The organism is Bradyrhizobium sp. USDA 336 (assembly GCF_044908355.1).
Taxonomy (GTDB): domain Bacteria; phylum Pseudomonadota; class Alphaproteobacteria; order Rhizobiales; family Xanthobacteraceae; genus Bradyrhizobium; species Bradyrhizobium yuanmingense.
The window spans coordinates 2,830,545-2,853,228 of record NZ_JBIYDC010000002.1 but is presented as its reverse complement, the minus strand read 5'-3'; the positions used below and the strand labels follow the sequence as shown (position 1 = coordinate 2,853,228).

17 protein-coding genes and 1 pseudogene are annotated in these 22,684 nt (G+C 65.9%); 4 read left to right on the top strand and 14 right to left on the bottom strand.

Features of this window, described 5'->3' with window-relative positions; translation table 11 throughout:
• The first annotated feature begins 116 nt into the window (after positions 1-116).
• The 3 genes from ABIA45_RS14305 to ABIA45_RS14295 are packed head-to-tail and all read left to right on the top strand — an operon-like array spanning position 117 to position 5,207.
• Positions 117-797, top strand: coding sequence for a response regulator transcription factor (locus tag ABIA45_RS14305; protein ID WP_036035209.1), 681 nt, complete (start codon positions 117-119; stop codon positions 795-797).
• Entirely contained in the window at positions 781-2,241 is a 1,461-nt protein-coding gene (locus ABIA45_RS14300; protein WP_275509110.1) for an ATP-binding protein, read from the top strand. The genes ABIA45_RS14305 and ABIA45_RS14300 overlap by 17 nt, the downstream gene beginning before the upstream one ends.
• Positions 2,238-5,207: a bifunctional [glutamine synthetase] adenylyltransferase/[glutamine synthetase]-adenylyl-L-tyrosine phosphorylase gene (locus ABIA45_RS14295; protein WP_404652495.1), complete on the top strand. Its 2,970-nt coding sequence runs from the start codon at positions 2,238-2,240 to the stop codon at positions 5,205-5,207. Before ABIA45_RS14300 ends, ABIA45_RS14295 begins: the two co-directional genes overlap by 4 nt.
• Here ABIA45_RS14295 and ABIA45_RS14290 read toward each other — a convergent pair.
• The 5 genes and pseudogenes from ABIA45_RS14290 to ABIA45_RS14270 form a co-directional block, all read right to left on the bottom strand.
• A complete protein-coding gene (locus ABIA45_RS14290; RefSeq protein WP_271545188.1) occupies positions 5,182-5,415 on the bottom strand; it encodes a formate dehydrogenase subunit delta in 234 nt (77 codons plus the stop codon). The genes ABIA45_RS14295 and ABIA45_RS14290 overlap by 26 nt on opposite strands.
• On the bottom strand, positions 5,405-6,232 hold the full coding sequence (fdhD, locus tag ABIA45_RS14285) for a formate dehydrogenase accessory sulfurtransferase FdhD (protein WP_157282480.1): 828 nt from the start codon (positions 6,230-6,232) through the stop codon (positions 5,405-5,407). The genes ABIA45_RS14290 and fdhD overlap by 11 nt, the downstream gene beginning before the upstream one ends.
• Positions 6,233-6,235: 3 nt before the next feature.
• Positions 6,236-9,109: a formate dehydrogenase subunit alpha gene (gene fdhF, locus ABIA45_RS14280; protein WP_404652493.1), complete on the bottom strand. Its 2,874-nt coding sequence runs from the start codon at positions 9,107-9,109 to the stop codon at positions 6,236-6,238.
• A 10-nt stretch (positions 9,110-9,119) separates the two neighbouring features.
• Positions 9,120-10,678 (bottom strand): annotated as a pseudogene (locus tag ABIA45_RS14275) (formate dehydrogenase beta subunit).
• Complete coding sequence (locus ABIA45_RS14270; RefSeq protein WP_271545185.1) at positions 10,675-11,151, bottom strand: formate dehydrogenase subunit gamma; 477 nt, start codon at positions 11,149-11,151, stop codon at positions 10,675-10,677. Before ABIA45_RS14270 ends, ABIA45_RS14275 begins: the two are co-directional and overlap by 4 nt.
• Positions 11,152-11,376: 225 nt before the next feature.
• On the opposite strand from ABIA45_RS14270, the gene ABIA45_RS14265 reads away from it, so the two are divergent.
• On the top strand, positions 11,377-12,270 hold the full coding sequence (locus ABIA45_RS14265) for a LysR family transcriptional regulator (RefSeq protein WP_404652492.1): 894 nt from the start codon (positions 11,377-11,379) through the stop codon (positions 12,268-12,270).
• Between the two features lie 3 nt (positions 12,271-12,273).
• Here ABIA45_RS14265 and ABIA45_RS14260 read toward each other — a convergent pair whose 3' ends face one another.
• The 9 genes from ABIA45_RS14260 to ABIA45_RS14220 form a co-directional block, all read right to left on the bottom strand.
• Complete coding sequence (locus ABIA45_RS14260) at positions 12,274-14,601, bottom strand: PAS domain-containing sensor histidine kinase (protein ID WP_404652490.1); 2,328 nt, start codon at positions 14,599-14,601, stop codon at positions 12,274-12,276.
• A gap of 226 nt (positions 14,602-14,827) precedes the next feature.
• A complete protein-coding gene (locus tag ABIA45_RS14255) occupies positions 14,828-16,201 on the bottom strand; it encodes a cation-efflux pump (protein ID WP_404652489.1) in 1,374 nt (457 codons plus the stop codon).
• A gap of 220 nt (positions 16,202-16,421) precedes the next feature.
• Complete coding sequence (locus ABIA45_RS14250) at positions 16,422-17,390, bottom strand: zinc-binding dehydrogenase (protein ID WP_404652487.1); 969 nt, start codon at positions 17,388-17,390, stop codon at positions 16,422-16,424.
• Positions 17,391-17,415: 25 nt separating this feature from the next.
• On the bottom strand, positions 17,416-18,411 hold the full coding sequence (locus tag ABIA45_RS14245) for a nitronate monooxygenase family protein (RefSeq protein ID WP_157282488.1): 996 nt from the start codon (positions 18,409-18,411) through the stop codon (positions 17,416-17,418).
• A 314-nt stretch (positions 18,412-18,725) separates the two neighbouring features.
• Entirely contained in the window at positions 18,726-19,388 is a 663-nt protein-coding gene (locus ABIA45_RS14240; RefSeq protein WP_225144020.1) for a hypothetical protein, read from the bottom strand.
• Between the two features lie 52 nt (positions 19,389-19,440).
• Positions 19,441-19,638 carry a hypothetical protein gene (locus tag ABIA45_RS14235; RefSeq protein ID WP_198399686.1) on the bottom strand — a complete coding sequence of 66 codons (198 nt, stop codon included), beginning with the start codon at positions 19,636-19,638 and terminating at the stop codon, positions 19,441-19,443.
• A gap of 564 nt (positions 19,639-20,202) precedes the next feature.
• Positions 20,203-20,985, bottom strand: coding sequence for a fumarylacetoacetate hydrolase family protein (locus ABIA45_RS14230; protein ID WP_404652485.1), 783 nt, complete (start codon positions 20,983-20,985; stop codon positions 20,203-20,205).
• Entirely contained in the window at positions 20,985-22,004 is a 1,020-nt protein-coding gene (locus ABIA45_RS14225) for a 2-dehydropantoate 2-reductase (protein WP_275509121.1), read from the bottom strand. The genes ABIA45_RS14230 and ABIA45_RS14225 overlap by 1 nt, the downstream gene beginning before the upstream one ends.
• A gap of 182 nt (positions 22,005-22,186) precedes the next feature.
• Positions 22,187-22,615: a CBS domain-containing protein gene (locus ABIA45_RS14220; RefSeq protein WP_036005729.1), complete on the bottom strand. Its 429-nt coding sequence runs from the start codon at positions 22,613-22,615 to the stop codon at positions 22,187-22,189.
• Positions 22,616-22,684 lie beyond the last annotated feature (69 nt).

Sequence of the window (22,684 nt, the reverse complement as noted above, 5' to 3'; positions counted from 1 at the left end):
CAGCTTCACCGCCCGCCTTTTTCCCGCGTCGAGCCTCTCCTGCTCGGCTTGCATGCGGTTGCCGCTCGCGCCATGTTTAGAGAAGGTTGACCTCCTTGACCGCCGCCGAACGCACGATGCGCCTCCTCATCATCGAAGACGACCGCGAATCCGCCGACTACCTGGCCAAGGCGTTTCGCGAAGTCGGACACATCGCCGACCACGCCGCCGACGGCGAGGAAGGCCTCGCCATGGCCGAGAACGGCGAATACGACGTGCTGGTGGTCGACCGCATGCTGCCCAAGCGCGACGGCCTGTCGCTGATCGGCGCATTGCGCGACAAGGGCAATACGACGCCGGTGCTGATTCTCTCCGCGCTCGGGCAGGTCGATGACCGCATCAAGGGTCTGCGCGCGGGCGGCGACGACTATCTGCCGAAGCCCTATTCCTTCGCCGAGCTGCTGGCCCGCGTCGAAGTGCTGTCGCGCCGCCGCGGCGGTCCCGCCGAGGAGACGCTTTATCGCGTCGGCGATCTCGAGCTCGACCGGCTCTCGCATCGCGTCGCCCGCGGCAAGGACGAGCTGACGCTGCAGCCGCGCGAATTCCGCTTGCTCGAATACCTCATGAAGCACGCCGGCCAGGTGGTGACGCGAACCATGCTGCTGGAGAATGTCTGGGACTATCATTTCGATCCGCAGACCAACGTCATCGACGTGCACATCTCGCGGCTGCGCTCCAAGATCGACAAGGGCTTCGAGCGCCCGCTGCTGCACACGATCCGCGGCGCCGGATACATGATCCGTGACGGCATTCGGTAAACTCATCCGCACCACGGCGTTCCGGCTGACGCTGGTCTATCTCTTGCTGTTCGCGATGTTCGCGGCCTCGCTGCTGGCCTATTTCGCCTGGAATACGCGGCGGCTGATCACCGAGGAGATTACGCAGACCGTCAATGCCGAGACCTCGGAGATCAACGAGATCTACGACCGCGGCGGCATGGTTCGCCTGGTGCGCACGATCGAGTATCGGGCGCTGCGGCCAGGCGCCAATCTCTATCTCGTGACCACGCCGACGGGCCAGGCGATCGCCGGCAATGTCGGCTCGCTGGCGCCGGGCGTGATGGCGACGCGCGGCTGGTCGGAGACGGCCTACCGGCGGATCGAGGACAGCGATGACCGCGATCATCGCGCGCTCGTTCGCGTCACCGAATTGGAGAACGGCTTCCGGCTTCTGATCGGCCGCGACTTGGCCGAGCGGCGGCGCCTGTTCGGCATCGTCGCGAAGGCGGCGCAATTTTCGGTCCTGATCGTCGTCGTGCTGGGCCTCGGCGGCGGCATCTTCGTCGCGCGACGGGTGCTGAGGCGCATCGACGCGATGACCGGCACGGCGCAGCGGATCATGACCGGTGATCTCAGCGAGCGCCTGCCCGTAGGGCGCAGCGGCGACGAGATCGATCGTCTCGCCGAGAACCTTAACGCCATGCTGGAGCGGATCGAGGCGCTGATGGCGGGGCTGAAGGAGGTTTCCGACAACATCGCCCACGACCTCAAGACGCCGCTGACACGGCTGCGCAATCGCGCCGAGGAGGCGCTGGCGAGATCGGGCTGCGAGGCGGATTATCGCGCCGCGCTGGAGCGGACCATCGAGGAGTCCGACGGGCTGATCCGGACCTTCAACGCGCTTCTGATGATCGCGCGCGCGGAATCCGGACAGGCGCGCGGTAACATGGACGACTTCGATGCCGCGGAGGTCGCGGAGGGCATCCACGAGCTCTACGAGCCGCTCGCCGAGGACGACGGCATGACCCTGAAGGTCAAGTGCGAGCCGACGCCGGTTCATGCCAATCGCGAGCTGATCAGCCAGGCGCTCGCCAATCTTGTCGAGAACGCGATCAAATACGGCCAGCCCGCGGCACAGCCGGCGGGAACCGTGGTCAGCATGGACGCGCGGCAAATCACGATCGAGGCGAGGCGCGACGGCGACCTGGTGCTGCTCAGCGTCACCGATCGCGGCCCCGGCATCCCCGAAGCCGACCGCAAGCACGTCATCGAGCGATTCGTGCGGCTGGAGGCCAGCCGCACGCTGCCGGGCTCGGGCCTCGGCCTCAGCCTCGCCTCGGCGGTGGCGACGTTGCACGGCGGCGAATTGCGCTTGGGCGATGCCCATCCCGGCCTCGTCGCCACGCTGGTGCTGCCGGCGCGCGCGGGTGCCGGCGACAGGGTTGCTCCGCCAATACCGGATGTGCCACAGAAGGTGGCATGAACCACTCCGCGCCGGGAAACGCGGACAAGCATGGTGAGAGGCTGGCCGCACGCTTCGCGGAGGCTCCCCATATTGCCGCTTCCGCAACCGACGAACCCCGTTTCGAAACCTGGCTGGCCGAGCTCGAGCCGGCACAATCGGCCCGTCTCGAAACGCATCTCGGCCATCCCTTCGCCCGCGAGATCCTGACCGGGATTGCGGAATTCTCGCCCTATCTGTTCGACCTGGTGCGCGCCGATGCCTTGCGCCTGATCCGGCTGCTCGAATGCGATCCGGATGCGCATCTGACGGCGCTGATCGCGGAGGCGCGCAGCGCGGTGCTCGCGGCTTCGGAGGAGGCCGAGGTGATGCGGCTGCTCCGCCGCATGAAGGCTGAGGCTGCGCTCCTGATCGCGCTGTGCGATATCGGCGGTGTCTGGCCGGTGATGCGGGTGACGGCGGCGCTGACCGATGTCGCGGTGTCCTCGGTGCAGGCGGCACTGCAATATCTGCTGCGGCAGGAAGCCGCACGCGGCAAGCTCTCACCGCCCAATCCCGAGGCACCCGAAGAGGGCTGCGGGCTGATCGTGCTCGCGATGGGCAAGATGGGTGCGGGCGAGCTGAACTATTCCAGCGATATCGATCTCATCGTGTTCTTCGATCCCGATGCGACGACCCTCGCGCCCGATATCGAGCCGCAGCCGTTCTTCGTCCGCGTGACGCAAGGCATGGCGCGCATCCTGCAGCAGCGCACCTATGATGGTTACGTCTTCCGCGTCGATTTGCGGCTGCGGCCCGATCCGTCCTCGACGCAGGTGGCGATCTCGCGGGACGCCGCGCTGAACTATTACGAGCGGGAAGGGCGCACGTGGGAGCGCGCCGCGATGATCAAGGCGCGGACCTGTGGCGGCGATTCAAAAGCGGGCGAGGCATTGCTCGCCGAAATCGCGCCGTTCGTCTGGCGCAAGCATCTCGACTTTGCCGCACTTGCCGACGTGCACGACATGAAGCGGCAGATGCAGACCTATCGCGGCCAGAGCGAGGTTGCGGTCGAGGGCCACAACGTCAAGGTCGGGCGCGGCGGCATTCGCGAGATCGAATTCTTCGCGCAGACCCAGCAATTGATCGCCGGCGGCCGCCATCCGGAATTGCGGGTGCGGCCGACGCTGAAGGCACTCGACATCCTCGCCGCCAGCAACTGGATCACCGTTGCGGCGCGTGACGAGCTGACGACGGCTTACGAATTCCTGCGCCGTGTCGAGCATCGCCTTCAGATGATCGCCGACGAGCAAACCCACACGCTGCCCGAGGACAAGCAGGCGGTCGAGCGCTTCGCGTGGTTCTTCGGCTATCGGAATCGCGAGGCGTTTGCGCGCGACCTCTTGCACCAGCTCCAGATCGTGCAGGGCCATTACGAAAAACTGTTCGAGGGCGACGACCCGACCGGCACGGCCAAGCTGCCGGCGCTCGACTACGGTGCGGGCCCCGACGATCCGCGCCTGCTGCAGCACCTCGCGGCGCTCGGCTTCAAGAAGCCCGCCGCTGTCGCGCAGACGGTGCGCGACTGGATCACCGGCGACTACCGGGTCTTCCGCGTTGAGGCGACGCGAAGCGCCTTCGTCGAGTTCGTGCCGGCCTTGATCGACGGTCTTGCCCACGCCGAAGAGCCGGATCGCGCTGTCGTCTCGTTCGATCATTTCCTCGCCGCGCTTCAGCGCGGCGGCCGGCTGATCACGCTGCTCGGCCAGAACCGCGATCTCGTCGCGCTGGTGGCGCTGGTGCTCGGAGCAGCGCCCCGGCTCGGCGACATGCTGGCGCGGCAGCCCCAGCTGATGGATGGCCTGATCGATCCACGCTTCTTCGGGGCCATGCCCGACAGACAGGAATTGTCGGGGCGGTTAGCTGCCACCGTGCAGGACGCCGGTTCATACGAGGAGTTCCTCGATCGCTTGCGCCTGTTCGGGCAGGAGAGCCTGTTCCTGATTGGCACGCGCATCCTCTCCGGCACCGTCTCCGCGCAGCAGGCGAGCACGGCCTTCGCCGACGTCGCCGAGGGTATCGTCCACACCGTGCACGGCCTGGTTGCCGATCGCTTCGCCGCCCAGCACGGCCGCATCAAGGGGCAGCAGACCGCCATCATCGCGATGGGCCGGCTCGGCAGCCGCGAGATGACGGCCTCGTCCGATCTCGACCTGATCCTGCTCTACGATTTCGACGGCGAGCATCCGGACTCCGATGGAGTGAAATCGCTTCACGGCGCGCACTATTTCGCCCGCTTCACCCAGCGCCTGATCAGCGCCTTCACGACGCGCACCAATTACGGCGTGCTCTATGAGATCGACATGCGGCTGCGTCCCTCGGGACGCGCGGGTCCGGTGGCGTCGAGTCTCGTCTCGTTCGCGGACTACCAGGCCACCGAGGCTTGGACCTGGGAGCACATGGCGCTGACGCGTGCGCGCGTGGTCTCGGCTTCGCCCGAATTCCGGGAGCGGATCGAGCGCGTCATCCGCGATGTCCTGACCCGCCGCCGCGATCCTGCCATCACCGCCAACGACGTCGCCGACATGCGGCGCGCGATCGCGCAGGAGAAGGGCGAGGCGGATTGCTGGGATCTCAAGCATGCCGCCGGCGGCATGGTCGATATCGACTTCATCGCGCAATATCTCCAGCTCGTGCACGCGCATGACAAGCCCGAGATTCTCGACGTCAGCACCATGCAGGTGCTGGAGAATGCCTGCAGGATCGGCGTGCTCGCGCAATCGGAGACGGAGATCCTGCGCGCCGCGGCGCGGCTCTATCACGACTTGACGCAGATTCTGCGGCTCTGCGTCAGCGAGCGCTTCAAGCCTGATACCGCCGGCACCGACCTGCAGCGCGTCATGGCGCGCGCCGGCGACGCGCCGGATTTCTCCTCACTGGAGGCGCGGGTGAAGGAGACGCAGAGCGAGGTGCGGCGCGTGTTCAGGGCGCTGCTGGAAGGGTCATAGCCTGCTTCAGCGCGGTGATGGCCTCGCGCACGTCGGGCTCCAGGCCCGCACCGCCCGCATCGAGATGGGCGAAGATCGCGCGCTTCATGCGGGGATCCCAGAACTTCTTGATGTGCTCGGCAATACCAGGCACGGCCTTGTCACGGCCCTGACTACCAAAGAACTTGCCGATCTGGTTGGCCATGTAAATCAGGCGGTCAGGCGACATCGGCGACCTCCGTGGCATGGCGCGCGACGATCCGGCTACCATGTGAAAATATCTCGAACCCGTCCTGCCGCGCGATGGCGATCAGCGTGATGCCGGCGGCTTCCGCCGTGCGGACCGCGAGGGCGGTGGGCGCGGACACCGCGACCATCACCGGCGCGCCCATCGCGGCGGTCTTCTGTACCATCTCGACCGAGACGCGGCTCGTCAGCAGCACCATGCCGTTGCGCGGCTCGTTGCGGCTGCGCGCCAGGGCGCCAGCGAGCTTGTCGAGCGCATTGTGGCGGCCGACATCCTCGCGCAGCGCGACGATGTTGCCTGTGGGGGACCAGAACGCAGCGGCATGAACGGCGCGGGTCTGCAGATTGATCGATTGCAGCGGCGCGATGGCCTGCATCGCCGCCATGACCTGCTCGGGGGTGAAGGTCTGCCCGTCCGGGACGATCGCCGCGGGCCGCACCGCTTCGGCGATGGACTCGACGCCGCAGATGCCGCAGCCTGTGGGACCTGCGATGTGGCGACGGCGCTGGTTGATGCGCGCGGCATCTTCCGATGCCAGCCACATGCGCAGCTCGATGCCGTCGTCGAGGCGGACCATTTCGAGCGACTTGATGTCGTCGACCGATTTGACGATGCCTTCGCTCACGCTGAAGCCGACCGCAAAATCTTCCAGGTTCTGCGGCGTCCCCATCATGACGGCATAGGTGCCGCCATTATAGGTCAGCGCCAGCGGCGTCTCCTCGGGGACGAACCGCGTTCCTTCGGACGCCGCATTGTTGCGCCAGACGTCTCGATCGATGGCCTGGACCGATACGTGCATGCGCTACTCCGCGGCTTCGGCCGGCACGATGCGGCGGGATTGGCGCGCCTGCGCATCATAGGCCTTCTGCCACTCGGACGGGCCGTTCGAGGGCGAGACCTGCACCGCCGTGACCTTGTATTCGGGGCAGTTGGTCGCCCAGTCCGAATAATCGGTCGTGATGACGTTGGCCTGCGTGTCCGGATGGTGGAAGGTGGTGTAGACGACGCCGGGCGCAACGCGATCGGTGATCTCCGCACGCAGCGTGGTCTCGCCGGCGCGGCTCTTCAGCCGCACCCAGTCGCCGTCGCGCACGCCGCGCTGCTCGGCATCATGCGGGTGGATCTCGAGCCGGTCCTCGGCATGCCAGACCACGTTTTCTGTGCGCCGCGTCTGCGCGCCGACATTGTACTGGCTGAGGATGCGGCCCGTGGTCAGCAACAGGGGATAGCGCGGGCCGGTGCGCTCGTCGGTCGCGACATATTCGGTCACGACGAACTTGCCCTTGCCGCGAACGAAGCCATCGATATGCATCACCGGCGTGCCCTCCGGCGCCTTGTCGTTGCAGGGCCACTGCACCGAGCCGAGCTCATCGAGCTTGGCATAGGAGACGCCGGCGAAGGACGGCGTCAGTGCCGCGATCTCGTCCATGATCTCGGAAGGGTGGCCGTACTTCATGTCGAAGCCCATCGCCTTGGCAAGGCCGATGGTAACCTCCCAGTCGGCCAGGCCGTTCTTCGGCGTCATCACCTTGCGGACGCGCTGGATGCGGCGCTCGGCGTTGGTGAAGGTGCCGTCCTTCTCGAGGAAGCTCGAGCCGGGCAGGAAGACGTGGGCGTAGTTCGCGGTCTCGTTCAGGAACAGGTCGTGGACGATGACGCATTCCATCGCCGACAGCGCCGCGACCACGTGGCTGGTATTGGGGTCGGACTGCAGGATGTCCTCGCCCTGCACGTAGATGCCCATGAAGGTGCCTTCGACCGCGGCGTCGAACATGTTGGGGATGCGAAGGCCCGGCTCGGGGTTGAGCTTGACATTCCAGAGCGCCTCGAACTGGTCGCGCACGGCATCGCCGGAGATGTGGCGGTAGCCGGGCAGCTCGTGCGGGAACGAGCCCATGTCGCAGGAGCCTTGAACGTTATTTTGGCCGCGCAGCGGGTTCACGCCGACGCCGGGACGGCCGATATTGCCTGTGACCATCGCAAGGTTGGCGATCGCGATCACGGTGGTCGAGCCCTGGCTGTGCTCGGTGACGCCGAGGCCGTAATAGATCGCGCCGTTGCCGCCCGTGGCATAGATGCGGGCCGCTTCGCGCAGCACCTTGGGATCGACGCCGGTGAGAATGGCGGTTGCTTCCGGGCTGTTGTTCGGCCGGGCGACGAAGGCGGCCCATTCCTCGAACTCGCTCCAGTCGCAGCGCTCGCGCACGAAGGCTTCGTTGACGAGGCCCTCGGTGACGATGACATGCGCGATCGCCGTCATGACCGCGACGTTGGTGCCGGGCATCAGCGGCAAGTGCAGCGCCTTCACATGCGGCGATTCCACCATCTCGGTGCGGCGCGGGTCGATCACGATCAGCTTGGCGCCCTGGCGCAGCCGCTTCTTCAGCCGCGATGCGAACACCGGGTGGGCGGAGGCCGGATTGGCGCCGATGATCACGACGACGTCGGTGTCCTCGACCGAGTCGAAATCCTGCGTGCCGGCGGAGGTGCCGAAGGTGGTGGCAAGGCCATAGCCGGTGGGGGAGTGGCAGACGCGGGCGCAGGTATCGACATTGTTGTTGCCGAAGCCGGCGCGGATCAGCTTCTGCACCAGATAGGTCTCCTCATTGGTGCAGCGCGACGAGGTGATGCCGCCGATGGCATCGCGGCCGTATTTTTTCTGGATGCCGCGCAACCTGGCGGCGGCAAACGTGAACGCTTCGTCCCACGACACCTCGCGCCAGGGATCCTCGATCCGCTCGCGGATCATGGGCTTGAGGATGCGCTCCTTGTGGTTGGTGTAGCCCCAGGCGAAGCGGCCCTTGACGCAGGAATGGCCGCGATTGGCCTTGCCGTCCTTGTAGGGCACCATGCGCACCACTTCCTCGCCGCGCATCTCCGCCTTGAAGGCACAGCCGACGCCGCAATAGGCGCAGGTGGTGACCACCGAGTGCTCGGGCTGGCCGATCTCGATCACAGACTTTTCCGTCAGCGTTGCAGTCGGGCAGGCCTGCACGCAGGCGCCGCAGGAGACGCATTCGGAGCCCAGAAAACTCTCGCTCATGCCCGGCGAGACGCGGCTGTCGAAGCCGCGTCCGGAGATGGTCAGCGCGAAGGTGCCTTGCACCTCCTCGCAGGCGCGGACGCAACGCGAGCAGACGATGCACTTGGAGGGATCATAGGTGAAGTACGGATTGGACTCGTCTTTGGGCATCCAATGGTCGTTGTCGCAGCCGTGGCTCTTGGCGAAGACGTGGTTCTCGCCTTCATAACCATAGCGCACGTCGCGCAAGCCCACCGCGCCCGCCATGTCCTGCAGCTCGCAGTCGCCATTGGCGCCGCACGTGAGGCAGTCGAGCGGATGATCGGAGATGTAGAGCTCCATCACGCCCTTGCGCAGCTTTTTCAGCCGCTCGGTCTGGGTGTACACGACGAGGCCGTTCATCACTGGCGTGGTGCAGGAGGCCGGCGTGCCGGCGCGGCCCTCGATCTCGACGAGGCAGAGACGGCAGGAGCCGAACGCGTCGACCATGTCGGTTGCGCAGAGCTTCGGGATCTGGTGGCCCGCGTCCATCGCGGCGCGCATGATCGAGGTGCCCTCGGGCACCTTGACCTCTCTGCCGTCGATTGTGAGCGTCACCATCGTCGTGGATTTGGAGCGCGGCGTGCCGTAGTCGACTTCTTCGATCAGAGACATCGTCCTTCTCCTATTCCGCGGCCTGCAGCGTGGTCGGGATGGGTGCGAAATCCTCCCGGAAGTGCTTCAACGCGCTGAGCACGGGGTAGGGCGTGAAGCCGCCGAGCGCGCAGAGCGAGCCGAATTTCATGGTGTTGCAGAGGTCCTCGACCAGCGCGATGTGTTCATTGACGCGCTCGCCGCGCATGATCTTCTCGATGGTCTCGACGCCGCGGGTCGAGCCGATGCGGCACGGCGTGCACTTGCCGCAGGATTCGACGGCGCAGAACTCGATGGCGAAGCGCGCCTGCCTGCGCATGTCGACGCTGTCGTCGAACACGACGATGCCGCCATGGCCGATCAGGCCGTCGCGCGCGGCAAAGGCCTCGTAGTCGAACGGCGTGTCGAACAGGGCACGGGGGAAATAGGCCCCTAACGGCCCGCCGACCTGCACGGCGCGGACCGGGCGGCCGGTGAACGTGCCGCCGCCGATGTCGTCGACGAGCTCGCCGAGCGTCACACCGAAGGCGGTCTCGAACAGGCCACCGTAGCGGATGTTGCCCGCGAGCTGGATCGGCATCGTGCCGCGCGAGCGGCCCATGCCGAAATCCGCATAGGCCTTGGCCCCCTCGGCAAGGATGAAGGGGATGGCCGCGAACGACAGCACGTTGTTGATGATGGTGGGCTTGCCGAACAGGCCGTGATGGGCCGGCAGCGGCGGCTTGGCGCGCACGATGCCGCGGCGGCCTTCGAGGCTCTCCAGCAGCGAGGTATCTCCTCGCCGCAGACATAGGCGCCAGCGCCGACGCGGACTTCGAGATCGAAGGTTTGCTTGGAGCCGCCGATCTTGTCGCCGAGATAGCCGCCGCGCTTCGCGGCCTGGATCGCGACATTCATGGCTTCCACAGCGTGCGGATATTCGCTGCGGATGTAGATGTAACCCTTGGTCGCGCCGACGGTGAGGCCGGCGATGGTCATGCCTTCGATCACCAGGAAGGGATCGCCTTCCATGATCATGCGGTCGGCAAAGGTGCCGCTGTCGCCCTCGTCGGCGTTGCAGACGATGAACTTGCGGTCGGCCTTCGCCTGCGCGACGGTCTTCCACTTGATCCCGGTCGGGAAGCCGGCACCGCCGCGGCCGCGCAGGCCCGATGCGGTGACTTCGGTGAGGATCGCATCCGAGCCAAGCGACAGAGCCCGTGCGAGGCCCTGGTAGCCGCCATGGCCGCGGTAGTCGTCGAGTGAGCGCGGATCGATCACGCCGCAACGGGCGAAGGTGAGGCGGGTCTGGCGCTTCAGCCAGGGGATCTCGTCGGTGGCCCCTAACCGCAAGAGATGCGGCGTGTTGTTTGCGAGTGCGTCGAGCAGGGAGGGCACATCTGCTTCCGCCACCGGGCCGAAGGCGATGCGTCCCTGCGGCGTTGCGACCTCGACCAGCGGCTCCAGCCAGTACATTCCGCGCGAGCCGGTCCTGACGATCTCGATGGCAACGCCGCGCCTGGCGGCGGCCTGCTCCAGCGCCAGGGCGACCTCGTCGGCACCGACGGCGACCGCGCCGGCGTCACGTGAGACGTAAAAACGCATGCTCATCGCTGCGCCTCCGCAACCAGCGCATCGAGGCGTTTCTGGTCGAGCCGGCCGATCAGGCGGCCGTCGAGCATGGCGGATGGCGCGGTCGCGCACAGGCCGAGGCAGTAGATCGGCTCCAGCGTGACGCGCTCGTCGGGCGTCGTGTTGCCGAACGACACGCCGAGCTTCGCCTCGGCCCGCGCAGCCAGCGTATCGCCGCCGGCAGCCTGGCAGGCCTCGGCGCGGCACAGCTTCAGCACATGGCGGCCGGCGGGCTTGTGGCGGAAATCATGGTAGAAGGTGAAAACGCCGTGCACTTCGGCGCGCGACAAATTGAGCGCCTGCGCCACCATGGGAATCGCCGCCTCCGGCACGTAGCCGAACGCCTCTTGAAGCGCATGCAGGATGACGAGCGTCGCGCCTTCCTGCCCGGCATGTTCGGCGATGATCTCGGCGCCGCGCGTCTCGTTCCAAGGCTCATAAACCGCTGTCATTCTTCGTTCTCAACCAGAGCGTTTCCTTCGCCGCAAACTAGTTGGAATCATTCGCAGATCAATAAAGCTGTCCCGTGCTGCGATTGCGGATTCTGATCGATTTGCAACCGCGATTGATCGATATGGATTGGTAATGAAAGTTGGACCGGCTGCGGGTTTTTACGTGTTGGTGCAGGTCCGGCGTGCTAACTTGCATGCCAAGATGGAATCCGAGGGGACGACCGGTTGATCGACAAGCTTGAACTATTGCTGGCGCTGGCGAAGGAGCGGCATTTCGGCCGCGCGGCCGAGGCCTGCGGCGTGACGCAACCGACGATGTCGACCGGGCTCAAGCAGCTCGAGGAAATTCTCGGCGTGATGCTGGTCCAACGCGGCTCGCGCTTTCAGGGTTTTACGCCGGAAGGCGAGCGGGCGCTCGACTGGGCGCGGCGGATCGTGGGCGATGCCCGCGCGATGCGCGACGAGATCAACGGGCTGAAGCATCAGCTCTCCGGCGAGATCCGCATCGCGGCGGTCCCGACCGTGCTCGGCATGGTCGCCGCGCTGACCACGCCGTTCCGTGCGAAGCATCCGGAGGTGCGCTTCCGCATCCAGTCCACCACCTCGTCCGAGGTGCTGGGGCTGCTCGAAAATCTCGAGGTCGATGCGGGGCTGACCTATATCGAGAACGAGCCGATCGGCAAGGTGCGCACCATCCCGCTCTACAACGAGAGCTATCGCCTGCTCACCGCGCCGGACGCGATGTTCGGCGACCGCGAGACGGTGACCTGGACCGAGGTCGGGCAGGTGCCGCTGTGCCTCTTGACCCCCGACATGCAGAACCGCCGCATCATCGACCGCGCATTGCGATCGGTCGGCGCGGAGGCGACGCCGACGTTGACGTCGAACTCGCTGCTGGTGCTGTTCACGCACGTCAAGACCGGGCGCTGGGCCAGCGTGATGCCGGCCAAGCTCGCCGAGACGCTCGGCCTGTCCGACACCGTCCGCTCGATCCCGATCGTCGCCCCCGAAGTCAATTACAGCATCGGCCTGGTGATCCCGCAGCGCGATCCCATGACGCCGCTGATCGCAGCTTTGGTCAACGTCGCGCGCGAAGTCGCGCCCTCGCTGCAATTGTAGGATTCAAGCTGCAGCCGATATCCCCGACGCCTTCACCGCGTCGCGCGGCAGGGTCACGCGCACCACGGTGCCGACGTCGATCTTCGAGCGCAGGCGCATCGAGCCGCCGTGGAGCTGCGCGAGCGAGCGGGCGATGGCAAGGCCGAGGCCCGAGCCGTGATAGGTCTTGGTGAGCTGGCTCTCGACCTGCTCGAAGGGACGCCCGAGCCGCGCCAGCGAATGCGGTGCGATGCCGATGCCGGTGTCGGCGATCATCAGCACGATCCTGTCGTCGAGCTGGCGGCTGCGCACCACGACGCGTCCGCCGTCCGGCGTGAACTTCACCGCGTTGGAGAGCAGGTTGACGATGATCTGCTTGGTGGCGCGGCGGTCGGCGACGACCGAGATGGATTTTGCGATGTCGGCATCGAGCGTCAGGTGCTTGTCCTGCGCACGGCCGGTGACGACCCGCAAGGATTCGGCGAGCGTCTGCGAGAGGTCGAGCTGTTCCATGTCGAGCTTCATGCGGCCGGCCTCGATCTTGGACATGTCGAGGATGTCGTTGATGACCTCGAGCAGATAATGGCCGCTGGTCAGGATGTCCTGGCAGTATTCCTGGTACTTCTCGCTGCCGAGCTCGCCGAACATGCCCGAGCCCATGATCTCGGAGAAGCCGATGATGGCATTGAGCGGCGTGCGCAGCTCGTGGCTCATATTGGCGAGGAATTTCGACTTGGTCTGGTTGGCTTCCTCGGCGCGGGTCTTCTCGCGCTGGTACTTCTCGGCGAGGTCGGCGAGCTCGACCGCCTGGCGCTCCAGCGCGGCCTGCGAGCGCTTGAGGTCGATGACGGTGGCGCGCAGGCGCAGATCGTTGTCGACCAGCTTCTGCTCGTGCTCCTTGATACGGGTGATGTCGGTGCCGACCGAGACGTAGCCGCCGTCCTTGGTGCGGCGCTCGCTGATGTGCAGCCAGCTGCCGTCGTCGAGCTGCGCCTCGAAGGTGCGCGCGCCCGGGCCCTGGGCCGCGGTCTCGTTGTGGCGGGTGCGCACCTCCGGCATGCGGCCGACTTCGAGCACGGTCTCGTAGGAGGTGCCGGGGATGACGGCGCTGTCGGGCAGCTTGTGCAGGCGCTGGAAGTGCGAGTTGCAGAGCACCAGACGGTCGCTCGCATCCCACAGCACGAAGGCCTCCGGAATGGTCTCGATCGCGTCGCGCAGGCGGAGGTCGGCTTCCACGGTCTTTTCGGCGAGGCTCTTCTGCTCGGTGATGTCGACGGCGATCCCGATCAGGTGGACGCTGGAATCGGTCGCCCCGCGGGTCTTCTCGCAGCGGACGCGGAGCCAGATCCAGTGGCCATCGACATGCTGCATGCGGAAGGTCTGGTCGATGTGGTCGATCTTCTCGGAGATGAGCTGGTCGGCGATCGCGAACAGGTCGATGTCGTCGGACTTCACGAGCGCGTTGACCTCGCCGAAGGTGAGGAGTTCGTGACGGCCGTCGAGGCCGAGCATCGAGAACATCGACTGCGACCAGAAGATCCGGCCGCGCGACAGGTCCCAGTCCCACAGCCCGCAGCGGCCGCGGTTGAGCGCGGTGTCGATGCGGCCGCGCACCGCGTCGTTGATGAGATCGCCTTCGCGGGCGCGGGTCGACTGCCAGTGGAAGGCGAAGCCGAGGATCAGGACGACGAAGCCTGTCGTCGCCGACAGCGTCACCGAAAGCGCGGCGTCCGAGCCCCAGATCGGCTCGTTGCGCTCCTGGATCACGGTGACGAAGCCGGGCAACGACTTGATCTGCCGCGAGGTCGCCATCGCCGCGTTGCCGCTCGGCAGCGTCATGTCGGCGACGTTGGCGTCGCGCGGCGGTGCCGCGACCAGCTGCGCGGTCGTGATCGCATCGAGCAGGCGGTCGTTGCCGATCGGGTCGCTGTCGACCGGAATGCGAGCGAGGATGCGGCGGTCGATGCCGGCGGAGGTGACGATGACGTGGCGGCCCGAGGCCGTGGCCCAGGACGGAATGAGATCGGGCAGCAGCGTCGGCAGGCTCTCGATGTTCTTGAGCCGCTCCTGCCGAACCGAGGTGAGGCGATCGATGCGCTCGGCGAGCAGGTCGGCGAGGGCCGATATGTCGTGGCGGATCACCAGCCGCTTCTGGCGCGTCTGATCGACCACCTGCACGAAGGCACCAAGGCAGATCGTGATCAGGAAGGCGATGATGAGCGTCGGCACGGCGCGACGAAGCGCTGGCTCCGCGATCAGGAGCCGGTGATAGGCAGGTTTCGCGATCGATTGCGCCAATCCCTTGATCGAATCGGATTGGACGCACGCGCTCGCGGCGTCTGCACGCGACATGCCTTCGGCCCCCTGAAAACCAGCTTGCAACTGAAGTCCGGAAGCAGCCCCACGTCACTTCCGAATCACACCGATTTGAATCCAGTTTTCGCGGGCTGTCGAGAGTCAACGAATCGTTAACGCGAAATTATTCTTATCCAACACGCAGTGTGTGCATCGCGCGTCCGCAAACGCACGGGTGCAACGAGTCCGAAACGAGAACGTGTGACTCGCCGCGCATTCTTCGTCACGCCCGCGGCGGCTCGGCGTGGCTGATGACGCGCTTCACGCTCGGGAACGCGCGCCGCAACGCACGCTCGATCGCGTCGACATGCTCGTGCACCTTGATTACGCTCATCGACGGTGTTGCGCGGCAGTGGAAGTTGACGATCTCGCCGGCGTCGGTGTTGCGGACCCGCACATTGTGGATGTCGTGGATCTCGCTGCCGGCGGCATATTCCGTCAGCGCGGCGGCGATGGTCCGCACCCGGTCCGGCGTGGCATCGACCCCGAACGGAAGTTCCGGTTCCAGCGGCTCGATGTGAACGTCGACCTCGACGTCCTCGCCGAACTCCTCCTGGATGTTGCGCTCCAGCGTGTTGGCGATGTCGTGCGCGGCCTCGAGCTGCATGTTGGCATCGACCTCGAGGTCGATGCTGACGATCAGCTTGACGCCGAGATCGTGCACCGTGACGTGGTGGACGGCGAGGGCGGAATTGCGCGCGATCACCATGATGCGGTCGCGCACGGTCTCGTTGTCGCGCGCGACGGGCACTGCGGCGAAGGTAAGGTCGGCATCACCGAAAGCCTTGGCGACGGCGGCCTGCGCGTTGCGCTTGATGTCCTCGACCCGGTCGATCGGATAGGTCCGCGGCACCTTCGCGATGGTGTCGATGAACGTGGTCGCACCGACCATGCGCACGCGCAAGCGTTCGACGTCGATTACGCCCGGGACGCTGCGGATCGCCGCTTTGGCCTTCTCCTGCGCGCCTTCGGGAGCGCGATCGACCAGCGTCTGCACGGTCGAGCCGGCCATGCGCAGGCCGAGCGCTGCGATCATCACGGCAACCGCTGCGGCCGCCGCGGTGTCACCCCACCAGAAGCCGAGCCCAGCCAGGATCAGGCCCACGATCACGGCGCAGGAGCCCATCACGTCCGAGGCGAAATGCAGCGCGTCGGCCGCCAAGGCCTGGCTTCTGGTCTCCCGCGCGGCACGGTGCAGGGCGCGGGCGCGCCAGAGATTGACGGCGATATCGATCACCAGCACCACGAACGGCACGGCCGAGATGGTCGGCGGCGGGGTTCCTTCGCGCAGCCGGCTATAGGCCTCGACCAGGATGCCGCCGGCCAGCACGTAGAGCAGGGCGGTGACGCCGAGCGCGGAGATGCTTTCCAGCTTGCCGTGGCCGTAATGGTGCTCCTCGTCCGCGGGCCTGTCGGACACCCGCACCACCGCCCAGGTGATGATGGTCGCAACCAGGTCGATCAGGGAATGCAGGGCTTCCGAGATCAGCGCCAGCGAGCCGATCGCGATCCCGACCGCGAACTTGGCCGCCGCCATGCCGCCGCTGGCGAAAATCGAGATGGCCGCGACCGAGGTTTTGTCATGCTGGGTGGTCATGGGCGGGGATTTAGCAGCCCCGTGTGGGACATCAAGCGATGATCCACAGAACTAGTCGCGAGTGAGTTGCAGGAGCGGGACCATCAGCGCCGTCATGCCCGGGCTTGTCCCGGGCATCCACGTTCTTCGTTGCGAGCGGAAAAGACGTGGATGGCCGGGACAAGCCCGGCCATGACGGGTGGAGCAGGAGCTCCGTCACTCTTCGCGGGGTCGCCGTCCCCTACACCGTCACCACGATCTTCCCCAGATGCTTGTTCGCTTCCATGTGCTCGAACGCCTGGTCGATGTCGTCGAACGCGAACACCTTGTCGATCGGCAGTTGCAGCTTGCGCGATTCCACCGCGCCCCAGATGTCCCTGCGGACCTCGGCAAAGATCTCGCGGACCTCCTCGATGGTACGGGTACGGAAGGTGACGCCGACATAGTCGATGCGGCGGGCCGCGTGCAGGTCGAAATTGAAGTCGGCATGGGTGCCGCCGAGGCGGCCGACATTGACGATGCGGCCCTTGATCTTCGTCGCGGCTAGGTTCTGATTGGCGACCTTGCCCGAGACCTGGTCGACGACGAGGTCGACGCCTTCGCCGTTGGTCGCCTTCAGCACCTCGTCCACCCATGTCGGATCGGAGCTGTCGACGGCGAGGTCGGCGCCATACTCCTTCAGCCGGCCGCGGCGATACGCGTCGGTGGACGAGCCGATCACCAGCTTCGCGCCCTTGAGCCGGGCGATCTGCATCGCCATCAGCCCGACGCCGGAGCTCGCGCCCTGCACCAGCACGCTCTGGCCAGCCTGCACCCCGCCGATCGTGACGACGGCGTTGTGCATGGTCGCGAGCGCGACGGGGAGGGTGGCAGCCTCCTCGAAATTCATGTTCGAGGGCGTGTGGAGCAGCCGGCCGTGATCGGCCAGCGTATACTCGGCGAACGCCGCGCCGCCCGATCCCATGATGCGGTCGCCGATCTTCACGCCCTTCGCATCGGGCCCGAGCTCGGCGATCTCGCCGGCCCATTCCATGCCCAGCACGGTGCCGACGCCGCCGGCCGCGCCATGGGCGTGGCCCTTGCGCATGCCGGTGTCGGCCCGGTTGAGGCCGCAGGCGCGAACGCGAACGAGCACCTGCGTGCCTTTGGGCTTTGGTTGAGCGACGTCGGAAATCCTCGCGCCTTCAGGGCCGTAGACGTAGGCTTTCATGCAATACTCTCACGTCTTGCAGTGATTATTCCGCCGCTTCGCGTTGTGGCTGAACGATCATCCCCTCGAGCCGGCTGCGAATGATCGCCTCCGCCTCGCGCACGATGCGGGAGACGAGCTCGGCACAGCTCGGGATGTCCTGGATCAGGCCCTGCACCTGGCCGGCCGACCAGATGCCTTCGTCGGAATTGCCGGTGGCATAGACCATCTTGCCGCGGGCACCGGCGACGAGCTCGCGGATGTCCTCGAACTTGGCGCCTTCCTTCTCCATCGCGACGACCTTGGTCGAGACGGCATTCTTGGCCACGCGCGAGGTGTTGCGCATGGTGCGGAAGATCAGCTCGGTCTCGCGCTCGTCATTGGCGACGATCTTCTCCTTGATGAGCTGATGGATCGGGCTCTCCTTGGTGGCCATGAAACGGGTGCCCATGTTGATGCCCTCGGCTCCCAGCGCCAGCGCTGCGACGAGGCCGCGGCCATCGGCAAAGCCGCCCGAGGCGATCATCGGGATCTTGATCTTGTTGGCGGCGGCGGGAATCAGGATCAGGCCGGGCGTGTCGTCCTCGCCGGGGTGGCCGGCGCATTCGAAGCCGTCGATCGAGATGGCGTCGACGCCCATGCGTTCGGCCGAGAGCGCGTGACGGACGCTGGTGCATTTGTGCACGACCTTGACGCCGTGCTTCCTGAACTCGTCGACATGCTCCTGCGGCTTGTTGCCGGCGGTCTCGACCACCTTGATGCCGCTCTCGATGATCGCGGCGCGGTACTCGGCATAGGGCGGCGGCTTGATCGCCGGCAGGATGGTGAGGTTGACGCCGAACGGCTTGTCCGTGAGGTCGCGGCAGCGCGCGATCTCCTTGGTCAGGTCCTCCGGCGTCGGCTGGGTCAGCGCGGTGATGAAGCCGAGCGCGCCGGCATTGGCGACGGCTGCGACCAGCTCGGCGCGTCCGACCCATTGCATGCCGCCCTGAACGATCGGGTGCTGGACGCCGACGAGCTTGGTGAACCGTGTCTGCAACATGATCTGTTTCCCCCGCGCCCCGCGTGGCGCTCTGTTATCCATTGGCTGGCGGGAGGATGCCGCTGGGGGTGGGAAAAGTCTATTGCGCGGCGGGGCGGGGCGACCATGCAGGAGGCGAGGAGATTCCGCGGGGCGGACAATTGGGGTGCGCTGCTGCCTGACGAGGGCAAGCTCTTTCCTCAAACTCCGCCCGTCATACCCCGCGAAGGCGGGGTATCCAGTACGCCGCGACCTCTCGGCTCTACCCTCGCAGTCTCTGGAATACTGGATTGCCCGCCTCCGCGGGCAATAGACACCGAGTATGGGGCGAAGAGCTACTTCGCCGACAACCGCACCATCTGGCGCCCGCCGTTCATTTCCTTGAGGCTGTTGACGAAGTTTTCCGGGCGCTGCCAGCGATGGGGGACCTTCAATCCCATGAACTCCGCGATGTCGCCGATGAAGCCGGTACAGTTTATGGTCTCGGCATTCCAGACCGGAGAGCTGGCCTGCAACTCCTTGATGTAGGCGAACACGCGCTTGGCGTCGGCTTCGTTGAGGTAGACCCGATAGCTCGCGGTCAGATATTCCGGATCGAGATCGCCATAGCTGGCACCGGTCTCGGATGGCACAAAGGTGATGTGACCGAGCACGTAAGCGAGCGTGTCGCCGGCCGGTGTCAGGCCCGCAACCTCGACGGCCTTCTCGCTGGTCTTGCCGTACCAGACGAAGGCATGGCCCCAGCTCGCGGCCGTGCGGGCGCGGAAGTCGACGTAATAGGGGCCTTTCTCCGCACGCGCGACCGAGCGCCGCGTCGATTGCGGCTGAGGCCGCGAGGCGGTATCGGTCGTAGCAAGCGCGTTCGCATCGGCAACGCGCCTGTCGGTCTGCTTGTCGGTCTCATGGGCCGAGGCCGAGGGCGTCGTGCATGAGAGCATAGCCGCAAGAGCGAAGCCCGCGAGGATGCAGGATCCCGATCGACCAGCTTTGTTCGTCACGCTATTCCCCCTCGACCATAGGCCACGAATGTGGCGCGTCCTTTGCCGCGCGTCAGTAGCGCGCGGCGACCGGGCCCGGCGCCTTGCCGATCGGGGCCTTTCCAATCGGGCTCTTGCCGATCGGCATCTTGCCGATCGGCGCCTGCTCGCCCGGATAGGCTGGCACGGGCTGCCGGCGCGGCAGATCCGCAGCGTTTGCAGCCGTCGCAAAAGCAAGCGTGGCACCCAGAGCAAATACAATCTTCTTCACAGCGATACCCCTAGAAGGTTTGGTCCAAACACGGTCATGCCGTGCCCCCAGACACGCCTTCCAAAAGGGCGGCCGAATACGTCCAAGTTGCGGCGCGCACGGGACATGTTGGCGGCATTGCTCGGGCGCGCGAAGATGTGATGTGACTGGATGTTTCGGAGCGCGACCAACCTTGGTGCTGACAGGGGTCCGCTGGGCTTGCCGGGAGCGCGCAGCACCGGGATTCCGTCAACGCCAGGCGCTGCGGAAAGATGCGAGGTGGCGCGCACGTCCTGTGCCGGCCCTTGCATCCGGGCCGGCCAGCCAGTGCCAGGACGAACCAACCTGCCCGGGGTTATTTCTTCCCGAGCAAGTTCGACCGGATCCTGTCGGCGAACCAGACCACGAAGATCGCGGCGAACGAGAGAGCGAAGTACAGCACGGTCCACAGCAGTGCGTTGCCGGCATTCGTCATTGCGTCCTCCCTTGCATCAGAAATCAATCTTTTGCCGGGGAGGGTAGCCTTGGCCGCGACGGCGCGATTTGCGCCAGATCAATTTTGCTGCTCTGCGGCGGCGAAAAAGTCTACAGCCGAAACTCGTTGGTGAGTTCGCCGATGCCGTCGATCGCGACGGTCACCGTGTTGACGGGCTCCTTCATCACGCCGACGCCGACCGAGGTGCCGACCGCGATGAGGTCGCCGGGCAAGAGGGTCATGTCGTGGGAGATCCTGCTCACCAGCTCCTGTGCACTGAAGATCATGTCCGAGATCGGGTAGCTCTGCCGCTCAGCGCCGTTGAGGATGGTGCGCACGGTGAGTTTTGCCGGATCGAGACCGGTCCCGATCACAGGGCCGAACGGACCGTAATCGTCAATGCCCTTGGCGCGGGCCCATTGGGCGAAGGTGGGGTCGCGCGTCAGGATGTCGTTGGCGGTAATGTCGTTGACGCAGGTGTAGCCGAAGATGCAGCCGTCGGCCTCATCTGGCGAGACACGGGCGCAGGTCCTGCCGATGACAATGCCGAGCTCGCCCTCATAGGTGGTCTTGCCGTCGTAATAGGACGGGCGGCGGATCACGGCGCCGGGTGTGGCGATGCTGGTGGTGGCCTTGAGCAGGTACAGCGGCTCCGGCGGTTCGGGCTGGTTCAGCTTGGCCGCGAGCGCGTGGAAATTATTCCAGAGCGCGACGATCTTGCTGGGCACGCAGGGCGCAAGCAGCTCGACCTCCGAGAGCGCCAAAATCTTGCCCGTTGCGGCGTTGCGACCGAACATGTCGCCCTCGTGCACGGTGATGCCGGAGGACGTCAGCGTGCCGAAGCCCGTCGTTCCGGCATGGCGGAAGCGCAGCCATTTGGTCACGCTCGTCATCACGCCACCGCCAGTGCGCGCGGATCAGCCGGTGTCGAGACGCCGTCATAGAGGCCGGCGATGCGGGCGCGCTGCGTCACCATGGCCAGCACCGAATCGAGCGCGGGCGTGGCAATGCCGGTGAGCCGGCCCATCTCCTGCACCACGGTGACGAGCGGATCGATCTCCATCGGGCGACCGCGCTCGAGATCCTGCAGCATCGAGGTCTTGTGCGCGCCGACCTTGCGCGCCCCCTCGATGCGGCGCTCGACGTCGACGCGGAACTTGACGCCGAAGCTCTCGGCGATGGCTTGCGTCTCCACCATGATCGCGCGCGACAGCGCGCGCGTGGCGGGATCGGTGCAGATCACGTCGAGCGTGGCGTGGGTCAGCGCGCTGATCGGGTTGAAGCAGACATTGCCCCAGAGCTTCAGCCAGATCTCGTCGCGGATGCGGTCGAGCACGGGAGCTTTCAGGCCGGCGGCGACGAAGAGATCGGCGAGGCGCTGCACGTCGGAGGTGATCTCGCCCGAGGGCTCGCCGAGCGGAAAGTTGTTGCCGTAGACGTGACGGATCACGCCGGGCGCCTCGATCTCGGTGGCGGGATAGACGATGCAGCCGATGGCGCGCTCGGCCCCCAGCTCACCCCACTGCCGGCCGCCGGGATCGATGCTCTCCAGCGTCGAGTTCTCATATTGGCCGCCGTGCTTGTAGAAGTACCAGTAGGGAATGCCGTTGACGGCGGTGACGATGCGGGTGTGAGGCCCGAGCAGCGGCTGCATCTTTTCGATTACGCCGGTGATCGAATGGGCCTTCAGCGTGATGATGATGAAGTCCTGCACGCCGAGTTCAGTGGGGTCATCGGTGCAGCGCGGATGAACGGTGTGCTTTTCCTCGCCCGCGAGCAGTGTCAGGCCGCGCTCGCGCATGGCGGCAAGGTGCGCGCCGCGTGCGATCAGGCTGACGTCAGCGCCCGCGCGCGCGAGCTGAACCCCGAGGTATCCGCCGATCGCGCCGGCGCCGTAGATGCAGATCTTCATGAAATCCTCGCGAGCAGAGACGGATTTTGGGACGAAAGATCCGGTCCGGCTCGGAAGGATCCGAGCCGGGGCCGGCAGTCGCAGGGGGAAGTTTTGCCGCTCTAAAGCGCGCTGCGCTTTAGTCTATTGTTTGAGCATTGATCTTGTCGGAAAACCGCTGCGCACTTTTCCGGATCATGCTTTTAAGCCGCCGCTTGCGGCGTGCCGTTGAGCGCCTCGTCCATCGCCGCGGCGATGTCGCGCATGCTGATGACGGAGACGAGGCTGTAATCGTCGATCACGGGCAGATGGCGGATATGATGACGGTTCATCAGATGCCGGACGTGCTCGATCGTGTCGGTGGAGGTGCAGGACACCAGCTGCTGCACCGAGACCAGCTGGGAGACCTTGACGTTGACGGCGCCCGCACCGTGCTCGGCGACGGCGCGCACCACGTCGCGCTCGGTGAACATGCCAACCGCGGTGTTGCCCTCGGAGCGGACCACATCCTTGACCACCAGCGCGCTGATATTGTTGGCGCGCATCAGCTTGGCCGCGATCCCCACCGTTTCGTTCATACGCACCGTGACGACGCGCGGCGTCTTCTTGCGCAGAATGTCTCCGACCAGCATTGCAACCTCCTGGGTGAGTGGTGAGGAAGTGTGGTATACATAATGCCAATCGTCAAGCGCTGGATTTGG

Bases quoted from the DNA above. Each gene is read 5' to 3' on its own strand.
- ABIA45_RS14220 (WP_036005729.1), bottom strand. From the start codon at position 22,615: ATGCTGGTCGGAGACATTCTGCGCAAGAAGACGCCGCGCGTCGTCACG.
- ABIA45_RS14305 (WP_036035209.1), top strand. From the start codon at position 117: ATGCGCCTCCTCATCATCGAAGACGACCGCGAATCCGCCGACTACCTG.
- ABIA45_RS14290 (WP_271545188.1), bottom strand. From the start codon at position 5,415: ATGTCGCCTGACCGCCTGATTTACATGGCCAACCAGATCGGCAAGTTC.
- ABIA45_RS14225 (WP_275509121.1), bottom strand. From the start codon at position 22,004: ATGAAGATCTGCATCTACGGCGCCGGCGCGATCGGCGGATACCTCGGG.
- fdhD (WP_157282480.1), bottom strand. From the start codon at position 6,232: ATGCACGTATCGGTCCAGGCCATCGATCGAGACGTCTGGCGCAACAAT.
- ABIA45_RS14230 (WP_404652485.1), bottom strand. From the start codon at position 20,985: ATGACGAGCGTGACCAAATGGCTGCGCTTCCGCCATGCCGGAACGACG.
- ABIA45_RS14245 (WP_157282488.1), bottom strand. From the start codon at position 18,411: ATGTTGCAGACACGGTTCACCAAGCTCGTCGGCGTCCAGCACCCGATC.
- ABIA45_RS14260 (WP_404652490.1), bottom strand. From the start codon at position 14,601: ATGTCGCGTGCAGACGCCGCGAGCGCGTGCGTCCAATCCGATTCGATC.
- fdhF (WP_404652493.1), bottom strand. From the start codon at position 9,109: ATGTCTCTGATCGAAGAAGTCGACTACGGCACGCCGCGCTCCAAATCC.
- ABIA45_RS14270 (WP_271545185.1), bottom strand. From the start codon at position 11,151: ATGACAGCGGTTTATGAGCCTTGGAACGAGACGCGCGGCGCCGAGATC.
- ABIA45_RS14255 (WP_404652489.1), bottom strand. From the start codon at position 16,201: ATGACCACCCAGCATGACAAAACCTCGGTCGCGGCCATCTCGATTTTC.
- ABIA45_RS14295 (WP_404652495.1), top strand. From the start codon at position 2,238: ATGAACCACTCCGCGCCGGGAAACGCGGACAAGCATGGTGAGAGGCTG.
- ABIA45_RS14250 (WP_404652487.1), bottom strand. From the start codon at position 17,390: ATGAAAGCCTACGTCTACGGCCCTGAAGGCGCGAGGATTTCCGACGTC.